The organism is Streptomyces sulfonofaciens, assembly GCF_014656295.1.
GTDB lineage: Bacteria > Actinomycetota > Actinomycetes > Streptomycetales > Streptomycetaceae > Streptomyces > Streptomyces sulfonofaciens.
On the sequence record NZ_BNCD01000008.1, the window covers coordinates 283,547 to 304,839 of the forward strand.

The 21,293-nt window shown below is 73.4% G+C and carries 12 protein-coding genes; 6 read left to right on the forward strand and 6 right to left on the reverse strand.

All coding sequences use genetic code 11. The annotated features are described in order from the left end of the window. From IE313_RS15995 to IE313_RS16005, 3 genes are all read right to left on the reverse strand, one after another. Entirely contained in the window at nucleotides 1-933 is a 933-nt protein-coding gene (locus IE313_RS15995; RefSeq protein WP_189932589.1) for a carbohydrate ABC transporter permease, read from the reverse strand. Nucleotides 934-1,278: 345 nt separating this feature from the next. Beyond that, nucleotides 1,279-1,758 (reverse strand): RidA family protein, encoded by a 480-nt coding sequence (locus tag IE313_RS16000; RefSeq protein WP_189932591.1) that lies wholly within the window; start codon nucleotides 1,756-1,758, stop codon nucleotides 1,279-1,281. Nucleotides 1,759-2,024: 266 nt separating this feature from the next. Further along, the gene (locus IE313_RS16005) at nucleotides 2,025-3,227 is read right to left on the reverse strand and encodes a cytochrome P450 (RefSeq protein ID WP_189932593.1); all 1,203 of its coding nucleotides are present in this window, start codon (nucleotides 3,225-3,227) and stop codon (nucleotides 2,025-2,027) included. A 1,664-nt stretch (nucleotides 3,228-4,891) separates the two neighbouring features. Between IE313_RS16005 and IE313_RS16010 the strand changes: the two genes are divergently transcribed. Further along, a complete protein-coding gene (locus tag IE313_RS16010; protein WP_189932595.1) occupies nucleotides 4,892-6,391 on the forward strand; it encodes an amidase in 1,500 nt (499 codons plus the stop codon). Nucleotides 6,392-7,030: 639 nt separating this feature from the next. Further along, nucleotides 7,031-7,897: a phosphotransferase enzyme family protein gene (locus IE313_RS16015; protein ID WP_189932597.1), complete on the forward strand. Its 867-nt coding sequence runs from the start codon at nucleotides 7,031-7,033 to the stop codon at nucleotides 7,895-7,897. Nucleotides 7,898-8,011: 114 nt separating this feature from the next. Here the strand turns inward: IE313_RS16015 and IE313_RS16020 are convergent, their stop codons facing one another. Further along, entirely contained in the window at nucleotides 8,012-9,112 is a 1,101-nt protein-coding gene (locus tag IE313_RS16020; RefSeq protein WP_308439177.1) for a LacI family DNA-binding transcriptional regulator, read from the reverse strand. Between the two features lie 682 nt (nucleotides 9,113-9,794). Here IE313_RS16020 and IE313_RS16025 point away from each other — a divergent pair. Beyond that, nucleotides 9,795-11,435: a glycoside hydrolase family 13 protein gene (locus tag IE313_RS16025; protein WP_189932710.1), complete on the forward strand. Its 1,641-nt coding sequence runs from the start codon at nucleotides 9,795-9,797 to the stop codon at nucleotides 11,433-11,435. Nucleotides 11,436-11,889: 454 nt separating this feature from the next. On the opposite strand, the gene IE313_RS16030 is transcribed toward IE313_RS16025, so the two are convergent. Next, nucleotides 11,890-12,609, reverse strand: a complete 720-nt coding sequence (locus IE313_RS16030; protein WP_189932599.1) for an exonuclease domain-containing protein — start codon at nucleotides 12,607-12,609, stop codon at nucleotides 11,890-11,892. A gap of 374 nt (nucleotides 12,610-12,983) precedes the next feature. After that, entirely contained in the window at nucleotides 12,984-14,237 is a 1,254-nt protein-coding gene (locus IE313_RS16035; RefSeq protein WP_189932600.1) for a DUF5919 domain-containing protein, read from the reverse strand. 562 nt (nucleotides 14,238-14,799) lie between these two features. Here IE313_RS16035 and glgX point away from each other — a divergent pair. The 3 genes from glgX to IE313_RS16050 all read left to right on the forward strand — a co-directional run bounded on the left by glgX (nucleotide 14,800) and on the right by IE313_RS16050 (nucleotide 21,233). After that, nucleotides 14,800-16,920, forward strand: a complete 2,121-nt coding sequence (gene glgX / locus IE313_RS16040) for a glycogen debranching protein GlgX (RefSeq protein WP_189932602.1) — start codon at nucleotides 14,800-14,802, stop codon at nucleotides 16,918-16,920. A gap of 195 nt (nucleotides 16,921-17,115) precedes the next feature. Continuing rightward, nucleotides 17,116-19,770 carry a malto-oligosyltrehalose synthase gene (treY, locus tag IE313_RS16045; protein ID WP_189932604.1) on the forward strand — a complete coding sequence of 885 codons (2,655 nt, stop codon included), beginning with the start codon at nucleotides 17,116-17,118 and terminating at the stop codon, nucleotides 19,768-19,770. A 173-nt stretch (nucleotides 19,771-19,943) separates the two neighbouring features. Further along, nucleotides 19,944-21,233 (forward strand): M14 family zinc carboxypeptidase, encoded by a 1,290-nt coding sequence (locus tag IE313_RS16050; protein WP_373316999.1) that lies wholly within the window; start codon nucleotides 19,944-19,946, stop codon nucleotides 21,231-21,233. The last annotated feature ends 60 nt before the right edge of the window (nucleotides 21,234-21,293 follow it).

Here is a 21,293-nt window from a genome sequence, read left to right on the forward strand (position 1 = left end):
TCACCGTTCGCCGCCCTTCAGCCGTCCCGCCAGGTAGCAGGCGAGGATCACCGAGATCACCGCGACCATGACGCACCCCATCGCTGCCGCGTAGCCGAACTGCCCGTACCGGAACGCCTCTTCGTAGGCGAACAGGCCCGGCAGCCGGGTGCGTCCGCCGGGGCCGCCCGCGGTGAGCACGTAGACCAGGGCGAAGGAGTTGGCGTTCCAGATGAAGTTGAGCGAGCTGATGGCGAGGGCGACCGGGCGCAGCGCCGGCCAGGTGACGGTGGCGAACCTGCGCCAGGCGCCCGCACCGTCCATCGCGGCCGCTTCGTGCAGCTCCCGCGGGGTGTTCTGGAGGCCGGCCAGCAGCGCGACGGTGGTCTGCGGCAGCCCCGCCCACACGCCCACCACGATCACCGCGGGCAGCGCGGTGCCGAGGCCGGCCAGCCAGTCGTGGCCGTCGCCGAGGCCGAGCCGGCGCAGCGTCTCGTTGAGGACGCCCGCGTCCGGGTGGTAGACGAGGCGCCACATGATCCCGACGACGACCTCCGGCATCGCCCACGGGACGAGGGCGAGCGCCCGTGCCAGCCAGCGCAGCCGCAGGTCCTGGTCGAGCAGCAGCGCGAGGCCGAGGGCGAGCAGGAACTGCGGCACCGTGACGCCGACGGCCCACAGCAGGCCGATCCGGAACGACTCCCGGAACAGCGTGTCGTGCAGCAGGTCCTGGAAGTTGAGCAGGCCCGTCCACCGGGTCGCCGCGATCCGCCCCGACTGGGCGTCGGTGAAGGCGAGCCCGATGCCGTACAGCAGCGGGCCCACGCTCAGCACCAGGATGGGCAGCAGCGCGGGCAGCACCAGGAACCAGGTGCCGTGGTCGGCGGGCTGCCGCACGGCCCCCGGTGGCGGCACCCCCTGCGCCGACCGCGTCGTCGCGGTCGCCAAGGTCACGGGATCGGCTCCTTCGGGGCGTGGTCACGGGCGCCCGGCTCACCGGTCGGGAGCGCCGTACGGCCGCCCCGGTGGACTGTGACATCGTGCTGATGCGGGGGTGTGCCGTCAAGGCGGCGTGAACGTCGCGGTGTCACGGTGGCCGACGGGCAGGAGCCCGCCGTCGGGAGCGCTTCCCCGGCCCGGGCATCCGGCCCGCTCCCCCCGCCCGGGCGCCCGGCGCGGCCGCGGCGGACTGCCCGGCTGCCCGCTGCCGTGTCCGACCCGCGGCAGCAGGTGGTCGCGGCACCGGCTCGGGTCGGTCGGCCGCACCGTCCTGACCACCGCGTCGGCGCTTCCGCCGGCTCAGCGGATCATGACCTCGGCCTCGATCTCCACGGGGATGCGGAAGGGGAGTTCCGCGAGGCCGACTGCCGACCGGGCGTGGCTGCCGGCCTCCGGTCCCCACAGTTCGAGGATCAGATCGGAGAAGCCGTTGATCACCGCCGGCGCCGAGGTGAACCCGGGCGCGGCATTGACCATGCCGAAGACCCTGAGCCAGGCGGTGACACGGTCCAGGTCGCCGAGTGCCGCTCGCAGGCTCGCCAGGACAGCGAGCGCGGTGGAGCGTGCGGCGTCGTATGCCTCGGACTGCGACACCTCGGCCCCCACCTTGCCCAACGTCGAAGGAAGCGATCCGTCGCGCAGCAACGGACCGTGACCGGAAACGAAGGCACGGCTGCCGTGGATCCTCACCCAGGGAAAGGGCAGGACAACACCCGGGGGCAGCTCCATCGGTTCGGGAAGCTCCAGCCCCAGTTCGTCCAGACGCCTCTCAATGTCCATGGTCATCCCTGCGCCAGGGCCGGCGCAGGATGCGCCGGCACGTATCTCATCTTTGTACCGCTCCACCGAAACCGGGACGTACCGGGGGCCACCGGGGCCGGAGGCGCCCCGAGCCGCACGTGCGCCGGCGGGCCCGGTGCCGATCCGGCAGTGCAGCGTGAAGCGCCGTACACGCCGCCCCGGCCACGGGTGCCACGACCGTGTACGACGCCCTCACGAACCGGGGGACACCGCTTTCGTACGGCGTCCCCAGGCGGCGGTCGCCGTTACCAGGTGATGGGCAACTCGTTCACCGAGTACACGACGTTGTCCTCACGGAAGTCGATCTCTTCGAAGGGGACGGCGAGGCGGAGGCCGGGGAAGCGCTGGAAGAGGGCGGGCAGCGCGATCTGCAGTTCGAGCCTGCCCACGTGCTGGGCGATGCACTGGTGTATGCCGTGGCCGAAGGACAGGTGGTGCCGGGCGTCACGGCTGATGTCGAACTCGTCCGGCGCGTCGAAGGCGTCCGGGTCCCGGTTGGCGGAGTGGATCGGGATGATCAGGCCCTCGCCCTTGCGGACGGTGACGCCCCCGATCTCCAGATCGGCGGTGGCCACCCTGCGCAGGCTGACGTGCACGATCGACAGGTAGCGGAAGAGTTCCTCGATCGCCGCCGGCCTGACCTCGGGCTCCGTCAGGAACCGCTGGAGCTGTTCGGGATGCTGCAGCAGCACGATGGTGCCCAGGCCGATCATGCTGGCGGTGCTCTCGTGGCCCCCGATCACCAGCAGCGCCCCCATGCCGCCGATCTCCTCCTTCGTCAGCTCCCCCGTGCGCAGCCGGTTGACGGCCAGGTCGCTGAACATGTCGTCGCCCGGGTGGCGTTCCTTCTCCTCCACGAGCCTGATGAGGTACTCGGCGATCGCCGTGCGCGCGGCGTACGCCTCCGCTTCGGTGGCCCGCATGTCGCCGATGGTCGCGGAGTTGGACAGGAACAGCTCCCGGTCGGCGTAGGGGACGCCGAACAGTTCGCAGATCACCTGGGAGGGCAGCGGGCGGGCGAAGTGGGTGAGGAGGTCGACCGGCCGCGGCATCTCCTCCATGGCGTCGAGCAGGTTGTTCGTCAGCTCGGTGATGCGCGGCCGCAGCCGCTCGACGTTCTTGATCATGAATGTCCGGGTCACCGTCCTGCGCATCGCCGCGTGATCCGGTGGGTCCATCTGCATGAAGTTGCCGAGACTCGGCTTCGGCTCCTCCGGACGCGGAGAGGGGAACCCCGTCTTGGTGATGTCGGAACTCATGCGCGGGTCGCCGAGCACCTCACGCATCTCCTTGTACCGGGTCACCAGCCACGCCGTCCCGCCATTGGCGATGGCGATACGGCGAATCGGGCCCTCGGCGCGCCATTCGGCGAAGACGGCAGGCGGGTCTAGCGGCGAGTCGCCCCTGTGGAACGGGAGCGAGGGAGTCGTCGAGTTGGCGTTGGCCATGGGGGGAACCACCTCTGCGCTGGTCGGCTGCTCGGCTTTTTCTCTGATCCACTGGCGGGTCACGTTCGTCGGAGCGGCTGCGGGCGAGGACACAGCTTCTGGTTACACGTGTCGGCAGCCAGGACGCACCATTCCCACCAGGAGCTTCGCGTGCTTGTCACCCGGCACGGGACATGCCTGACGACCGCCGGCGGACAGGCGGTGTCAACGTCCGGTGAAGGCCGGGAGGGGAATGCCGATAAACGGCAGGCGTATTACCTAAGAGGCGCTCGAAGAGGCGCCGAACTGTCTCATGGGGGCGAAGTCGGGCCTCGCCGCCGTGTCCGTGACGGGATGATCGGATGTCTCCGGCAGTTCTTCGACCCGGTCGTCGCGCCCGTAGGCGGCCCAAGCAAAGAGGCCCATTCTTGTCTCCTGCCGGAACTTCCGCACAAGAGTCCGTCCGTTCATGTCCGGTGCCCCGCAGACCCGGAATGGCCGACGGCACACACACACGATCGAGAGATAAGCGCAGAAACGATTCTGCCGCTTACCCGAACCCCATGCGGTGATGATTCTTGGTGAACTGCGTCCGACTTCCCTGTCGGCACTCGGGTGATGGTACCTGCCCTCACATACCCAAGATCAAGAGGAAATATGTGAAGAGTCAAGTCAACAACAGGGAAGAAACCATCCGAGGCCCGTATAATTCGGTCATCGAAGTGTCGATGCGAGGTCTCCGGCCCCCTCCCCACTCGGGAACCGGCCGGCGGTGGGCATCGGAGAACGGCCGGCGCGGGCGGCAGGGCGCGTGCCGGACCCTGCCCGGCCGGGCCGAGGGGGGAGGCGCCGCCGCCTGTTCCCGCCCACGCGGCGGTGGAGAACGCGCGGGGTACCGCAGGGGTGTCCGTGGGGGTATCCACGCACAATCCGTGCACGCGCTCCCGGAAATCCCCCCTGCCGCCCGCCGCGGCCGTGATGGAGGCAGTCCCGCACCCGATCCGCGTGAGCGGCGGAACGCCTTCCGACCCCGGCGCCGTCCGCCGCCGAACCGGTACCGCGAATAGCGTGGCGATGCCCCGATGGGCGGACGCCGGACGGAGATGGCGCTCAAGGGGGAAAAAGAACGAGGAGAAGGGAGAAGGGAGAAGGGAGAAGGGGGAAAATGACGTAGTGGGGACCGCCCGGAACGGTGGAGGAACCGCGCCGTCCAGGGGGCGCCGCCGCCGAGTGGCCGCAGGCGAAACGACCCACAGGGCGAAATGACGCACGCTGCCGAATGACACGACCGAAGAGATGACGCGGGCCTGCGTCACGCTCTCGCGCTTCCCGGCCCCGATGCGGCAGGGTCCCGAAATGCAGGCGGATCCTCCCGGTTCCCCGTGATCGGCGGGCCAGGGGAGCGGGAAGCCGGTGGACACGGTCCTCCGTGGATCACGCAGGTGTCGAGGCTTCACGATGCGCAAGGGTGCCGCGTCCATCACCCCCTCGCCTCTCGTCCGATGCCGTGTCGTCACGACCCGCCGGGGCGGCACGGCACCCTTTTATGACGCTCAGTCACCAACCCGACGTCCCCGTAAGCCGAACGTGCGAAACCCTAGCTGAACATGGCCGAAACTAGACGGCAAAAAATCGACCCCTAAGGTTGCCCCACCTCAACACAATCCCGGAGGAAAGGCGCCCTGATGACAGACGTGAGCAGGCGGGAGATCCTGCGCTGGGCAGGCGGTGCAGCCGGTGCGGCCACGGTCGCCGGCGCTGCCGTTCCACAGGCCCGGGCAGCCGGTCGCAGACTGCGTCCGGGCAGCGTGGCACAGGCCGCAGCCATGCTGCGCAGCGGCGAGGCGACCTCGGTCGAACTCACCCGGGACGCGCTGGCCGCCGCGACCGCGCTGCAGCCGAAGCTCAACGCGTTCATCACACTGACCTCCTGGCAGGCGCTCGACCTGGCCGCGCAGCGGGACGCCGAGCTGGCCGCGGGCGTGGATCGCGGGCCGCTGCACGGAGTCCCGATGATGGTGAAGGACCTCTTCGACACCGCCGGGGTGAGGACCACGGCCGGTTCGCAGGCGTACGCCGACCGGGTACCGACCGCGGACGCCACCGTGATCCGCAGACTCCGCGAGGCCGGCGCGGTGAGCATCGGCAAGACCAACCTGAACGAGTTCGCCGCCGGCATCGACGGCAGGAACGCGTACTTCGGCGACGTGCACAACCCGTGGGGTCCGACCCGGTCGCCCGGCGGCTCCTCCAGTGGCACGGGCGCCGGTGTGGCTGCGGGCATCACCGTGGTCGGCATCGGCAGCGACACCGGCGGGTCGGTACGCGTACCGGCCGCGTGGAACGGAATCGTCGGCATCCGGCCCACGCACGGCCTGGTCAGCCTGCGCGGCGCCATACCCCGGGCGCCCAGCTTCGACGTCGTCGGCCCGTTCGGCCGGACGGTGCGCGACGCGGCCGCGATGCTGACCGCCATGGCCGGCCACGACCCGCAGGACCCGTACTCACTGGACCTGCCGCACACCGACTACCTGTCCGGGATCGGCCGCGGGATCGCCGGGCTCAGGATCGGCATCATCGAGGACTACAGTCTGACCGGAATCGACCCGGACGTGGAACGGCAGGTGCACCAGGCCATCCGCACGTTCTCCCACCTCGGCGCCCGGATCAGGACGGTCCGGGTGAGCAACCTCGCCACCATGCTCGATTTCGACCCGGCCTTCACGATCCTGCGGTACGAGTTCGGCCAGGCGATGAAGGACATCTACTGGTCCGCACCGGACAAGAGCATCTTCGGACCGACAGTTCAGGCGGACATGAACGCGTCGGCCCAGATCTCCGCGTCGGACTACGAGGCGGCCCTGTCCCGCCGCCCTTCGGACACTGCCCCGCTGCGCGCGACCCTGAGCGAGGTGGACGTCCTGCTCACTCCGATGATGCCCACCGTGGCACCGGTGCAGGACACCACCTCGGACGAGTACACCCGCGGCCGCCGGTACACCATGCCGTTCAGCTACGCCAACCTGCCCTCGGTGGTCGTCCCCTGCGGCTTCGGCGACGCGGGCCTGCCGGTCGGCCTGCAACTCGTCGGTGCCGAACTCGGCGAGCCCCTCCTCCTGCGCACGGCAGCGGCCTTCGAAAGGGCTGTCCGCCTCCACCCGTCCCTCCCCCCGGCCCACGCCTGACCGGGCGCCTGGCGGGCCCCTCGGGTGAAGTCGCCCCGTGGCACCCGAAGACGTCGCCGTGACCCGCAGGGGCGTGGTCCGTGCACAACGAACCGTGTCCGCCCATGCGGAACTGCGTCCGTCCGCGTTCCGGGGAGCCTCCGGGGAGGATCACCCCGAGATCCGGGCAGCGTCCCGCCGGAACGCCGGGTTCCTGACCCGTTCGGAGGGCGTCCCGATTCCGGTTCGCGAAAATGGCGGGTCGCGCGCTCCAGGACACCGCGGCACTCCCTGGCGTCGCTACGGCTCGACTTGCGCCGAGTCGGGCACCCGGCCCGGGGGCGGGCGGACGGGCAGGCGCGACGGCCCGGGCACCGGCGAGCGCGGCGGCCCCCTGACATCGGGCGCCGGCACCGGCACCCACACCCGCACCCGCACCCGCACCCGCACCCGCACCCGCACCCGCAGCGAAGGGCGCGGTGGCCGGCCGTGCTGGAGGGGATGCGAGACTTGCCGGCGCGGGCGCGCATGCGCCGTGGCCGGTGCCGCGCGGTGCGTGCGCCGCGGGAAGAGGCACGGGACGCGCGGTGCGTGCGCCGCGGCAAGAGGCACGGGAGCGGGCCGGGTACGCCGGTCCGCAGGCTCATCAGGAGGTCGGCGGTGGACGAGGCGCGGGCGCGCGAGGTGCTTGCGGCGGCCGGGGTGCTGCCGGCCGGTGCGGTGGCCGGGGCCCGGCTGCTGGCGCTGGGCGAGAACGCGGTGTTCGCGGCCGGTGACGTGGTGGTCAAGGTGGGCCGCGGCGCGAAACTGCTGGAGCGCGCGCGGCGGGAGCTGCGGGTGGCCGACTGGCTCGCGGGTGCCGGCGTTCCCGCGGTGCGGGCCGCGGAGCCCGAGGCCCTGCTGGTCGACGGCCGGCCGGTGACGGTCTGGCGGCGGCTGCCCGAGCCGGTGCGTCCGGCGGGCCCCGCCGACCTCGCGGCACTGCTGCGTCAGGTGCACGCCCTGCCCGCGCCCGGCTTCGAGCTCGTGCGGCGTGAGCTGCTCGACGGTGTGGAGCGCTGGCTGCGGCTCGCCGGTACGGCGATCGACCCGGCCGACGCCGCGTATCTGCGCGAGCGCCGCGACGGCTTCGCGGCGGCTGCGGCCGCACTCGTCCCGCATCTGCCCCCGGGCCCGATACACGGCGACGCGCTCCCCCGCAACGTCCACATCGGCCCCGAGGGACCGGTGCTGGTGGACCTGGAGACCTTCTCGTCGGACCTGCGCGAGCACGACCTCGTGGTGATGGCCCTGACCTGCGACCGCTACGGGCTCGGGGAGGCCGCGTACACGGAGTTCAGCACGGCTTACGGCTGGGACGTACGCGAGTGGGAGGGGTGCGGGGTGCTGCGCGGCGCCCGGGAGACGGCGAGCTGCGCCTGGGTGGCCCAGCACGCTCCCACCAACCCCAAGGCCCTCGCGGAGTTCCGCCGCCGGGTCGCGTCCCTGCGGGACGGCGACGAGACGGTGCGGTGGTACCCGTTCTGACGACGCGTTGCGAGGACGGATGACCGGGAGGCCGCAAGACCGCGAGCCGGAAGACCGCGAGGCCGCAAAACCGGGGATCGGAGGGCCGGGCGCCGTGCGCCCGAGGACGGCGGGTCAGTCCCGGGTCCGTGCGGTGCCGTCCGGTGCGTCCGGTGCGGGGAGCGGGCTCGATGTTCCCAGGGGGGCCGTGGTCCCGAGAGGGGCCGTGCTCGCACGCGGGATGAGGCGGGTCGGCAGCACGCGGTGCAGGGCGGGGTCGGCGTCCGGGTCGTCGATGAGGGAGCGGGCCAGTTCACCGGCGGTCCTGCCGATGTCCTCCGCGGGCTGGGCGACCGTCGACAACTGCATCCACTCGGCCATCTCGTGGTCGTCGAAGCCGAGCACGGACATCCGCCCGGGCACGTCCAGGCCCGCGCCGCGCAGCACCCCCATCACCTCGATGGCGACCTGGTCTATCTCCGCGAAGATCGCGGTGGGCGGCTCGCGCAGACCGAGCAGCCCGCCCACGGCCTCCTCGGCACCGCGCCTGCCGCTCGCCGCAACGTCCACCACCAGACGTCGGTCGACCTCGACACCCGCCTCGGCGAGCGCCTCGCGGTAACCGAGGAAGCGCCGCTGCGAACTGAACGAGAACCCCGAGGGACCGCGCGCCGCGTGCACGTACCCGATCCGCCGATGCCCCAGGTTGATCAGGTGCCGCACGCCGTGTCTGGCGCCCATGACGTCGTCGACGTAGACGCTCGCACGGCCCGGCGCCTGCTGGCTCACGTAGACGATGGGCATGCCGAGGCCGTCCAGCCGGGCGCTCTCGTCCGCGGTGAGGTCGAACGAGACCACCAGGAGGGCGTCGGCGTTGCGGCGGGCGGGCAGGCGGTCGAAGAACGCGGCCCGGTCGGCCATGTCGGAGACGCTGTAGACGAGCAGGTCCAGGCCGGTGCCGCGGAGCCCCGCGCCGAGGCCCGAGAGCGCCGCTCCGACGAACCAGGACTTGAGCGTGGGCACCAATACCGCCACCGCACCGGTCTTCCCCGTGACCAGGCCGGAGGCCTGACGGGAGATCACGAACGACAGCTCGCGGGCCGCCTCCTCCACCCGGCGCCGGGCGTCGGGCGAGACGGTGGGCAGACCGCGCAGGGTGCGCGAGACGGTGGAGACCGAGACTCCCGCGCGCTTGGCCACATCGGCCATGGTCGGATGGCGCTGAGCTGGCGGCATGGCGGGAACGTAACACACCTCCGGCCCCCCGTCCGCCGCCTTCGTGACAGCGCTGTCACCGGTCGTACCGACGTCCTCGCCGCCCTGTGCCGGTCATCCAGAGCACCAACTTCCATGAACGCGGCAGGGGGGCATAGGCGGATGTCCCATACCAGCAGGTCCCCGTGTGCCGTATTGGTCGGCCTCATCCATTGACACCCCGCTTGGCACATCCTTAGCGTGCAAGCGTTGTCACACAGTGAGCCGCCCTCTGCCGCCTGGAGCGTCCTGCCATGCCGCCACGCCGTAGCACCCACATGGTCACCGGCGCCCGCGCGGCCGCGGCCGCCACCGCGCTCTTCGCACGGGTCAGAGGCGCGGACCCCGGCGGACCCTGGCGCACGGACGGCACCCCGCGACCGCTCCGGCCGGGCGGCGGAGCGCCCGGCCCCGCTCCCGGCCGCGGTGACCGGCGCGGCGTGTGGCAGCGCTCTCCCCGGGGCCCGGGGAGCCCGGCCGAGAAGCGGTGACGTCCGGCCCGCACCGGCCCCGTGCCCCTGCCGCACCGACACGGCTGCTTCCCACCGCCGGCACAGCCCCTCCCCACGGGAGCACCGCCCCTCCCCACCGGAGCACCGCCGCGGCCCGCTCCCGCGCCGCCCACCTCGAAGGAGTCCTCGTGACCGAGCACGCCCCGCTGGACATGTCCTCCCAGGACCCCGACTGGTGGCGCCAGGCCGTCGTCTACCAGGTGTACCCGCGCAGTTTCGCCGACGCCGACGGGGACGGCATCGGGGACATCGCGGACATCACCCGGCGCCTCGGCCACCTGGCGGCGCTGGGGGTGGACGCGCTGTGGCTGAGCCCCTTCTACCCGTCCGAACTCAAGGACGGCGGTTACGACGTCGCCGACTACCGCAACGTCGACCCCAGGCTGGGCACGCTGGACGACTTCGACGCGATGGCCGCCGAGGCGCACCGGCTCGGTATCAAGGTCATCATCGACATCGTGCCCAACCACTCCTCGGACCGGCACGCGTGGTTCCAGGAGGCGCTGGCCGCGGCGCCGGGTTCCGCTGCACGGGACCGGTACGTCTTCCGGGACGGGCGCGGCAGCCACGGGGAGCTGCCGCCGACCGACTGGGAGGCCAACTTCGGCGGCAGCGCATGGCAGCGCGTGCCGGACGGGCAGTGGTACCTGCACCTCTTCACGCCGGAGCAGCCCGACTTCAACTGGGGCAACGAGGAGGTGCGCGCCGACTTCCGCACCACCCTGCGCTTCTGGTCGGACCGGGGCGTCGACGGCTTCCGCATCGACGTGGCCCACGGTCTGGCCAAGGACCTGTCGGAGCCGCTGCGCGACCTCGGTCCCGACCAGCACCACGGCATGCAGAACGGGGTGGTGGACGGCACGCATCCGTACCTGGACCGGGACGAGGTGCACGAGATCTACCGGGACTGGCGCAAGGTCTTCGACGCGTACACACCGCCGCGGATGGCGGTGGCGGAGGCATGGGTGAAGAATGCCCGGCGCGTGCTGTACACCCGCGCCGACGAGTTGGGGCAGGCGTTCAACTTCGAGTACCTGGAGACGGACTGGTCGACCACGAGGCTGCGGGAGGTGATCGCCACCTCGCTGGAGACCGCGCAGGCCGCCGGGGCGTCCGCGACGTGGGTGCTCTCCAACCACGACGTGGTCCGGCACGCGTCCCGCCTGGCGCTGCCGCCCGGCACCGATCTTCAGGCGTGGCTGCGCTCGGACGGCACGGAGCCGATGGCCGACCCCGCGCTGGGGCGGCGCCGGGCGCGCGCCGCGACCCTTCTGATGCTGGCGCTGCCCGGCTCCTCCTACCTCTACCAGGGCGAGGAGCTGGGGCTGCCCGAGGTGGCCGACCTGCCGGCCGAGGTGCTCCAGGACCCGGTCTGGGAGCAGACGGGGCGGCGCCGCAAGGGGCGTGACGGGTGCCGTGTGCCGCTGCCCTGGACCCGCTCCGGGCCCTCCTACGGCTTCGGCACCGGCGGTGCCTGGCTTCCGCAGCCCGCGGTCTTCGGACCGCTCTCGGTCGAGGCGCAGGACGGTGTGGCGGGCTCGACGCTGGAGCTGTACCGCACGGCGCTGCGGCTGCGCCGCAAGCTGCTCGGCGACGAGACCCTGACGTGGCTTCCGACACCCGACGACGACGTCCTGCACTTCGCGCGCTCCTCGGGATGGCAGTCCCTCACGAACCTCTCCTCGCGCTCCGTGCCGCTGCCCGCGGGTGAGGTGGTGCTGGCCAGCAGCGAGATGACGGGCACCCGGCTGCCTCCGGACACGACGGTGTGGCTCAGGGCGGCGGGCCACTGACAAGCCTGCGTGACGCCCGGGTGACCGGCGTGGTGCCCGCCCTCCCCGTGCCGGCGGGCCCCTGCTCGGCGGGTCCCTGCTCGGCGGGGCGTTCCCGGACGCCCTGTCCTGGGTGGGCGCAGCGCTCCCGGGCGCGGTCCTCGCGGCTCGGACCGGCCAGGGCTTCCACGCCGGGAGGGGCTCCACGCCTTCCGGGCGGTCTTCTTCCGAGGATTCTAGGAGGGCATCGGGAAAAGCCGCCGGCGCTTCCGCCGGATGCCGCTGTGCTGCACGGACAGGGGCCCGTGCCGGCGGACGGCGCCGAAGCAGGGGCCGGTGCCCGTCCGGCGGTGCGGTCCGGCAGTGCGGTCCTCTCGGGCGGTTCGGCGGGCGGGCGCCGCACGGACCGGGGTCCGGGGTGTGCCCCGGACGAGGCCCGGCGCGCCCCGGCTGCGGCCCCGCGTGCCCGGAGGCCTCATCCCACCGCGCCCGGTGGCTCCCGCAGCGGCCACCGGCCGTCGACCACGGCGGTGCTGTCGCCCTGGCGGCGGAGGTGGGCCTGGTAGTCGGCGGCCCGCAGGGCCGACCACTGGATCTGCCGGTGGTGCAGGTCCGCGACGGGCAGTTCGGCGACCTTGCGGTGCCTGCCGGCTATCGCACAGGCGAGCCGGGCCGCGGCCAGGGCGTCTGCCGCGGCGTCGTGCGCGGCCTCCAGCAGCACGCCGTACTCCGCGCAGACGGCTTCGAGGGTGCGCTTGCCCCGGCGGTAGCGGTCCACGGCGCGGTCGATGGTGTACGGGTCGATGACGGGGGCGGGGTCGGCGCCGTCCAGCCGCTCCCGCAGCGAGGGCAGACCGTGCCTGCGCAGCTCCGCGGCGAGCAGGGTCAGGTCGAAGGAGGCGTTGTACGCGACGACCGGGACGCCGGCCCGCCAGGCACCGGCGAGGACGCCCGCTATGGCGTCGGCGACCTGGTCGGCGGGCCGGCCGGCGGCGGCGCGCTCGTCGCTGATGCCGTGCACGGCGACCGCGTCCGGCGGGATGGGGACGCCGGGGTCGGCCAGCCACTCCCTGCGGCCCAGCGGTCGGCCGCCGCCGACCTCGATCACCGCGGCCGTGACGATCCGCGCCTCGGCCGGGTCGGTCCCCGTCGTCTCCAGGTCGAAGCCGATCAACGGCTCCGTGTGCCAGGCCATGCGTCCCCCTCCGTGTGGTCCCTGACGGCGCTCCTCACCCGCGGACCGGCGCGGCCGCCGCGGGCGACCCGCCGACGGCCGGCGCACGGGCAGGCCGCGCGGACACACCACGCAGGCTGCCGTGGCACGCCCCGGCACGGTGCGCCGCGAGTGGTCCCACCCTCGCACGGGCCACTGACAACCGGCCGGCCTCCCCGCGCTCGCGCCCGGGCCACGGCCCGAAGCCGGGACCGGGGCCCGAAACCGGGACCGGGCCCCGGTCCCGCAGCGAGCGGCCCGCCTGTCCGGGTCCGCGGGGGCGGTGGGCGGCCCCTCCGTCCCGACCCGCCGCGGGCGGCCCCGCCCGCCCTCACCCCGGCAGGCGGTCCCGCGCGTCAGGACACCGGTCGGGAGTCGGTCCAGGCCTGCTCGAACTCCTCGCGGTAGACGGCGAAGAGGCTGCTCTCCGGCGCTGTCCCCGGCTCCCCCGGCTTCACCAGCCGCCCGCCGCCGCGCAGCACGAACACCGGCGTCTCCAGTCCGCGGGTCCTGCGCAGGTACGACTGGACCACCGCCACACCGTCCGCGCCGTCCCCGTCGACCAGGTAGGCCGTGAAGCGCGGCGTCTCGTCGAAGACGTGGATCTCGAAGGCCCCCGGGTCCCGCAGCCGGGCCCGTACCCGCCGCATGTGCAGGATGTTCATCTCCACGGACCGGCCCAGCTCGCCGCGCTTGAGGGTGAGTTCGCGCTCCCGGCGCTTGACGGCGCTGCTCGCGGGGTTGAGGAAGAGCAGCCGGACCCGGCAGCCGGACTCCGCGAGGCGCATCAGGCGGCGCCCGGAGAAGTTCTGGATCAGGAGGTTCAGTCCTATGCCGATGGCGTCGACGCGGCGTGCCGCGCCGAAGATGTCCTCGGCGGGGAACTGCCGCAGCAGCCTGACCCGGTCGGGGTGCACCCCGACGACGTCCGCGTACCGGTCGCCGACCAGGTCCTCGACGGCGTCGACGGGCAGCCGCCGGGCCGAGGGCAGGTCGGAGCCGGCGCCCAGGATCTCCAGCAGCCGGGCGGAGGCACGCTCGGCCTGGGCGAGCACCGTCTCGGACAGGGCGCGGTTGCGGGAGACGACGTTGCGGGCGACCTCCAGCTCGTCGAGTGCGAGTTCGACTTCGCGGCGGTCCTCGACGTAGGGCTGGAAGCAGGGCCAGTGCTGGACCATCAGCTCGCGCAACTGCGGGAGCGTCAGGAAACTGATGACATTGTCGTCGGCGGGGTCCAGCAGGTACCCCTTGCGGCGGCTGACCTCGCGCACCGCGACGGCCCGCTGCACCCACTCCTGGCCCGCGGGCCCGGCGGCCGCTACGACCCAGTCCTCCTCGCCGTGCACGGGCTCGTAGACCGGGCGCAGGACGGCGGCGACGACGGCGCGCAACCGCTGCTCGACGAGGTTCAGCCAGATGTAGGCGCGGCCGGCGCGCTGAGCCCTGGTGCGCACCTCGCTCCAGGCGTCCACGCCCCAGTCCAGCTCGGGGCCGATCTGGGACTTCACCTCGACCGGTCGCGCCAAGGACACGCCGGTGGGCGGGACGTCCGCGGAGCTCCCCTCGTGGCCGTCCTCACCAGGGGGCAGCTCCAGCCCTCCCGAGCTCACCCGTGCACCGCCTTCCGCTCCCCCGAGCCCCACCCCGTTCAACGATCAAGGAAGGGTACTCCGCGAGCGGCGGGCGGTGCAGCCGGATGCGCACCCTGTTTCCTCAACTCCCGCCCTCGGCGTGGCCGTTCCCACGAGGGGCCCGGGACCGGGTGAGCGGACATCACTGTAGTCCCCTCGTGGGGCGGGTGGGGCGCCCCGGGGTGCCGTGGCGGAACCGGGCGTCCGGAGGGCGCTCGCACAGGGCCGTCGGGGTGTCTGCCCTGGTCTCCTTCTGATCGTTTGCTCGGTCCCTCTGGTGGGCTTCGAGACGCTTCCCGGACGTTTTCGAGCACTTCCGATCATGGTTCCGGTCCATACCGGCCACCGGAGCCCGCTCGCACACTCCCGGCGGCCACGGCGCACCGGCGCCGTGGCCGAAACGAATGACGCCGCGCCACCTGCCGTGTGCGGATGGGTGGTCATCCCGCCCGGCCAGGCCGAATTCCTAGGACGTCTGACCACTTTCCGGGAGACTCTGGGCGCAATGGCCCCCGGGGCCGGAAGCGGAGGGCTCGTATCCATGCAGGTCTGGCCTGGACAGGCGTACCCACTCGGTGCCACGTACGACGGCGCCGGGACCAACTTCGCGGTCTTCTCCGAGGCCGCCCAGCGTGTCGAGCTGTGCCTGCTGGCCGACGACGGCACGGAGACGGCGGTGGAGCTGCGGGAGACCGATGCCTTCGTCCGGCATGCCTACCTGCCCGGGATCATGCCGGGGCAGCGGTACGGCTTCCGGGTGCACGGGCCGTTCGCTCCGGAGCGCGGTCTGCGGTGCAACCCCGCGAAACTGCTGCTCGACCCGTACGCGCGTGCGATCAGCGGCCAGATCTCCTGGGGCGAGGAGGTGTACGACTACCCGTTCGGCGCGCCCGACCAGCGCAACGACATGGACTCCGCGCCGCACACCATGACCTCGGTGGTCGTCAACCCCTACTTCGACTGGGGCGACGACCGCCCGCCGCGCACCGAGTACCACCGCACGGTGATCTACGAGGCCCATGTGAAGGGCCTGACGATGACTCACCCGGCACTCCCCGAGGAGCTGCGCGGCACCTATGCGGCGCTGACCCATCCGGCGATCCTGGAGCACCTGAAGGAGCTGGGAGTGACGGCGCTGGAGCTGATGCCCGTACACCAGTTCGTCAACGACCACCGGCTGGTGGAGATGGGCCTCAACAACTACTGGGGCTACAACACGATCGGCTTCTTCGCCCCGCACAACGCCTACGCCTCCTGGGGCGACCGCGGGCAGCAGGTGCTGGAGTTCAAGTCGGCGGTCCGCTCGCTGCACCAGGCGGGCATCGAGGTCATCCTGGACGTGGTCTACAACCACACGGCCGAGGGCAACCACCTGGGTCCGACGCTCTCCTTCCGGGGCCTGGACAACACCTCGTACTACCGCCTCACGGACGACGCCCGGTACTACATGGACACCACGGGCACCGGGAACTCCCTGCTGATGCGCTCGCCGCACGTCCTCCAACTGATCATGGACTCGCTGCGCTACTGGGTCACCGAGATGCACGTGGACGGCTTCCGCTTCGACCTGGCGGCGACCCTGGCCCGGCAGTTCCACGAGGTGGACCGGCTGTCGTCCTTCTTCGACCTGGTCCAGCAGGATCCGGTGGTGTCGCAGGTCAAGCTGATCGCCGAGCCCTGGGACGTCGGCGAGGGCGGCTACCAGGTGGGCAACTTCCCGCCGCTGTGGACGGAGTGGAACGGCAAGTACCGCGACACGGTCCGGGACCTGTGGCGCGGCGAGCCGCGCACCCTGGCGGAGTTCGCTTCACGGCTGACCGGCTCCTCCGACCTCTACCAGGACGACGGCCGGCGCCCGCTCGCCTCCATCAACTTCGTCACCTGCCACGACGGCTTCACCCTGCACGACCTGGTGTCCTACCACCACAAGCACAACGAGGCCAACGGCGAGAACAACCGGGACGGCGAGAGCCACAACCGCTCCTGGAACTGCGGCGCGGAGGGCGAGAGCGACGACCCGGCGGTGCTGGAGCTGCGCGAGCGGCAGATGCGCAACTTCGTCGCCACGCTGATGCTCTCCCAGGGCGTGCCGATGCTCAGCCACGGGGACGAGTTCGCCAGGACCCAGCGCGGCAACAACAACGCCTACTGCCAGGACAGCGAGCTGACCTGGGTGCACTGGGAGTACGGCGATCCGGAGACCAGGCAGCAGCGGCTGGCCTTCACCCGCGCGATGGTCTGGCTCCGCCGCGACCACCCCGTCTTCCGCAGGCGCCGGTTCTTCCACGGCCGGCCGGTCCAGGGCACGCACGACGACCTCTCGGACATCGCGTGGTTCACCCCGGAGGGCGAGGAGATGACCCGGCGGGACTGGAGCGCGGCACAGGCCAGCGCGCTGACCGTGTTCCTCAACGGCAACGCCATCTCCGAGCCGGGGCCGCGCGGCGAGCGGATCAGGGACGACTCGTTCCTGCTGATGTTCAACGCCTCTCCGGAACCGCTGGAATTCGTCGTGCCGGTCAACCACGGCCACCAGTGGGAGGTGGTCGTCGACACGGCCCGCCCCGACGGCGTCCCGCGGGGCACGGGGCCCAGGGTGAAGGCCGGCGACCGCCTGCCCCTGGTCGACCGCAGCCTGACGGTGCTCCAGCGGCCCGCCTAGGAAGCTCCGGTGGGCCCGCCCGCACGCCCGCCGGGCCTCGCGCCGGGCCCCTCAGGGAGGCGACCGGGGCCCCTCCCAGGGAGGCGTCCGGGCCCCGCCCAGGGGTGCCGGGGCGGGGCCCGGACGGCGTGTTCAGGCCACCCGCGTGGGTCACCCGGCGGGCGCGCGGGCGCCGTCCGGGGTACGTACGTGCGCATGACCCCTGTGTCCAGCGGACCCGCGGCGCGCGTGCCGACCGCCACCTACCGCCTCCAGCTCCAGCCCGCGTTCCCGTTCGCGGCCGCCGAGGCCGCCGTGCCGTACCTCGCCTCGCTGGGGGTCTCGCACCTGCACCTTTCCCCGGTGCTGGAGGCCGTGCCCGGGTCGGTGCACGGCTACGACGTCGTGGACCACGCGCGCGTGCGGGAGGAACTCGGCGGCGAGGAGGGCCTGCGCGCGCTGGCGGGCACCGCGCGGCGGCACGGCCTCGGCCTGGTGGCGGACATCGTGCCGAACCACATGGCCGCCGTGCCGCGGTACAACCGCGCCCTGTGGGAGGTGCTCGCGCAGGGGCCCGACTCGCCGTACGCGCGCTGGTTCGACATCGACTGGGAAGCGCACGGGGGCCGGCTGCTGCTGCCGGTGCTGGCCCGACCGCTGCGGCACGAGCTTGACCTGCTGCGGGTCGCGGACGCCAGGGCGCCCCGCCGGGGCGGGGGCACCGGCCCGGGCGCCCCGGCGGCCGGCGGCGCCGCCTCCCCGGCCCGGGGCCCCACGGCGTCCGGCCCCGGGCCGGAGGGTCCGCACGCGGGCCGCCGGCCCGCCCTGCACTACGGCGGCCAGGTCTTCCCGCTCAGGGCGGGCACCGAGCACCTGCCGCTGCCAGGGCTGCTCGACGCCCAGTGGTACCGGCTGTGCTGGTGGCGGCTGGCCAGGACCGAGCTCAACTACCGCCGCTTCTTCACCGTCTCGGAGCTGATCGGGGTGCGCGTGGAGGACCCGGAGGTGTTCCGGCTGACGCACGCCAAGGTGCTCGCACTGCTCGACGAGGGCGTCCTCGACGGGCTGCGCGTCGACCACCCCGACGGCCTGGCCGACCCCGGCGGCTACCTGCGGCGGCTGCACAAGGCGACGGGCGGCCGCTGGACGGTCGTCGAGAAGATCCTGGCGGACGGCGAGCGGTTGCCGGCCGCCTGGCCGGTCGCGGGCACCACGGGTTACGACGCGCTGCGGCAGGTGGACGGGGTGCTCACGGACCCGGCCGGCGCGGGCGAGCTGCTCGGCCTCTACCGCCGGTTCGCCGCGCCGGCCGCGGACCGCGGCGGCGACTGGCAGGCCACGGTGCGGCGCGCCGCGTACAAGGTGATCGCCGGCGAGCTGGCCGCCGAGGTCGACCGCCTCACGCGCGCGTGCGCACGCATCTGCGCGGCGGACCCGCTGCTGCGCGACCATGCGCCCTGGGCGCTGCGTACCGCCCTGCGCGAACTGCTGGTCCGGCTGCCGGTCTACCGCCCGTACGCGGAGACCGACACCGGGCGGGTGCTGTCCGAGGAGGCCGCCCGGGACGCCAGGGCGGTGTTCGCGGTGCCGGAGGAGGCGGCGGCGGTCGACGCGGTGCGGGACCTGGCACTGGGCGGGCTCGGGTCCGGTGGGGACAAGGACAGGGAGGAGTTCCGCGCCCGGTTCGCGCAGACCGCTTCCGCGGTGCGTGCCAAGGCCGTCGAGGACACCGCGTTCTACCGGTACACGCCCCTGCTGTCGGCCGCCGAGGTGGGCGGCGACCCGGGCCTGCCGTCCGTGCCGCCCGCGTCCTTCCACGCGCACTGCGCGCGCGTGCAGCGCGGCTGGCCGCTGACCGGCACCGTGCTGTCCACGCACGACACCAAGCGCAGCGCGGACGTGCGCGCCAGGATCGCGGTGCTCACCGAGTGCCCGCGGCGGTTCGCCGACCTGCTGGCCGAGGCGACGGCGCTGACGGCCGCCGGAGGTGCGGCCGCACCCGACGCCGGTGTGGCCTGGGCGGCCTGGCAGACCGCCGTCGGCCTGGCGGGGCCCGGCGCCCCGGAGAGCGGCCGCATCGGGCGGGCGCTGCTCAAGCACGTCCGCGAGGCGGGCCTGCGCACCGGCTGGACCGAGCCGGACGAGCCGTACGAGAAGGCGGTGGCCGACTTCGCGGCGGCCGGCCCCGGCGGCGAGGCGCACCGCCCGGTGGCCCGCCTCGCCGCCGCCCTGCGCCCCCATGTCCGCGCCAACGTCCTGGCCGCCGCGCTGCTCCACCTCACCATGCCCGGTGTGCCGGACCTCTACCAGGGCACGGAGTACGACTACCGGGCCCTGGTGGACCCCGACAACCGCAACCCGCCGCGCTTTCCCGACACACCCCCGTACGGCACGTCCCCCGCCGAAGCCCGCGCGCCCGACGCCCGCACCCGCGCCGCGGCACGGGCCGGCGCCTGCCCCACCGCCGCGGTGCCGGACGGCGCGTCCGGCCCAGGCGGCCTTTCTGCCGAGAAGCACACCCTGACGGCGACGGCCCTGCGGCTGCGTGCCCGGCGCCCCGAGCTGTTCGGTGACACGGCGTCCTACCGGCCCCTCCAGGCCCACGGCCGGGCCGCCGCCCACTGCCTGGCCTTCGTGCGCTCCGGGGCGGTCCTGACGGCCGTGACGCGCCTGTCCCTGCGCCTCGCCGACGCCGGCGGCTGGGGCGACACGGAGCTGGTGCTGCCCGAAGGCGAGTGGCACGACCTCCTCGCGCCCGGCCGGAGCCGCACCGGGCACACCCGTCTGACCGATCTCTTCCGCACGGCGCCGGTGGCCCTGCTGGAACGGGCGCAGGGATCGGGGGACCGGGCGCCGCGGCGGCCCGGCTGAACGTCGGCCGGGCGCGGAGCCGACAGGTGCGGCCCGCCGCGCACACCCGCGCCCGCCGGCTCCGCGCCCCATGCTCCCCGCCGCCCCAGAAGAAACGTTTCCAGCTCTGGTGACACGCGCCGCGCAGCAGCGTCGGGCAGGCGTCCGCGCTCCTTGACACGCCGCCGCGCGGCATGGGGTACTGCGGGTGCGCACGTTCAGGAGGACCCTGGGGGGTGAGTCACCTGACGGATCAGCGCTATCCCACTGTGCCCGAGCTCGTCTCGTCGGCGCGGACGCTGGTGGCCCGGCGCCCGGATCTGGGCCGGCTGCGGCGGATCGGCACCTCACGCGCCGGACGGCCCCTGCACCTGCTGTCCATCGGGCACGCTCCGCACGCGGTCCTCGTGGTCGCCGGGGCGCACGCCAACGAGCCCGCGGGCGGCTCCACCCTGCTGCACCTCGCCGAGCGCGCCCTGGGCGACCCCGGGCTGCGCGCGGGCACCGCCTGGCACTTCCTCCTGTGCGCCGACCCGGACGGCGCGGCCCTGCACCGCACGCCCGCGCCGCGGACACTGCTCGACTACCACCGGAGGTTCTTCAGACCGGCGGGACCCGAGCAGCCCGAGTGGTCGCCTTCGGTGCTGCCGCCGGACCGGCTGCCGCCCGAGACCAGGGCGCTGACCGGCGTGATCGACGAGTTGCGGCCCTATCTCCAGGTGTCCCTGCACGGCACGGACCTGGGCGGAAGCTGGGTACAGCTCACCAAGGACGTGCCCGGCCTCGCGGAGCCCTTCGCGAAGTCGGCAGCGCGGCTGCACATCCCGGTGGAGACGGGGGCCTCGGACGCGGCCGGCTGGCCCGCGTCGGGGCCCGGGGTCCATGTGATGCCGGCGCCGGACTCGGACGCCGCCTTCCCCAGCCTGCCCGACGACGCCCGGCTGAGCACCTGGCACCACGCGCACCGCTACGGCGGCCTGACCGCGATCGTCGAGGTCCCCATGTGGGCGAGCGACCTCGTCGACGACGATGCGCCCCATCCCGCACCGGACAGGGAGCTGCGCCGCCTTGCGGCGCGGCTGCGCGAGGACGCGCGCCTGGTGGAGGAGGTGCTCGCGGAGGCACTGCCCAGGCTCCCGGGGCCCGAGGGCCCGCTGTTGCGCGCCGCGCGCTGGGCCCTCGCGCTGGCGCCCGGCCTCGCGGAGGACTGGGGGCGGCCGCCGCTGCCGGGGGCCACGATGGCGTCCGTCGGCAGCATCGACGCCTTCGGACGGCGGCTGCCGCTGCGGGCCGCGGCGATGCTGCTGAGGGTCCTGGAGGACGCGGGGGACCGTGCGGCACCCCGGCTCGAAGGCATGGTGACCACCTGGTGCGCCTCCTTCGCCGAGCGTTTCCGGGCCCGCTGGGTGCCGCTCGACCACCAGGTAGCGCACCAGGCCCGCACGGTCATCGAGGCCGCGCGGCACGCGCGCCTCGCGGCCTGAGGCCCACGGCCTTCAGTGCGGGAGGGCCCACCGTCGGCCACCCGCCACCGCAACCGCGGT

What these genes read in the sequence shown, in the direction of transcription:
- IE313_RS16020 (WP_308439177.1), bottom strand. Translation starts at nt 9,112, where the DNA reads ATGCCGCCAGCTCAGCGCCATCCGACCATGGCCGATGTGGCCAAGCGC.
- IE313_RS16005 (WP_189932593.1), bottom strand. Translation starts at nt 3,227, where the DNA reads ATGGCCAACGCCAACTCGACGACTCCCTCGCTCCCGTTCCACAGGGGC.
- treY (WP_189932604.1), top strand. Translation starts at nt 17,116, where the DNA reads ATGACCCCTGTGTCCAGCGGACCCGCGGCGCGCGTGCCGACCGCCACC.
- IE313_RS16025 (WP_189932710.1), top strand. Translation starts at nt 9,795, where the DNA reads ATGTCCTCCCAGGACCCCGACTGGTGGCGCCAGGCCGTCGTCTACCAG.
- glgX (WP_189932602.1), top strand. Translation starts at nt 14,800, where the DNA reads ATGCAGGTCTGGCCTGGACAGGCGTACCCACTCGGTGCCACGTACGAC.
- IE313_RS16010 (WP_189932595.1), top strand. Translation starts at nt 4,892, where the DNA reads ATGACAGACGTGAGCAGGCGGGAGATCCTGCGCTGGGCAGGCGGTGCA.
- IE313_RS16000 (WP_189932591.1), bottom strand. Translation starts at nt 1,758, where the DNA reads ATGGACATTGAGAGGCGTCTGGACGAACTGGGGCTGGAGCTTCCCGAA.
- IE313_RS16030 (WP_189932599.1), bottom strand. Translation starts at nt 12,609, where the DNA reads ATGGCCTGGCACACGGAGCCGTTGATCGGCTTCGACCTGGAGACGACG.
- IE313_RS16050 (WP_373316999.1), top strand. Translation starts at nt 19,944, where the DNA reads ATGGGGTACTGCGGGTGCGCACGTTCAGGAGGACCCTGGGGGGTGAGT.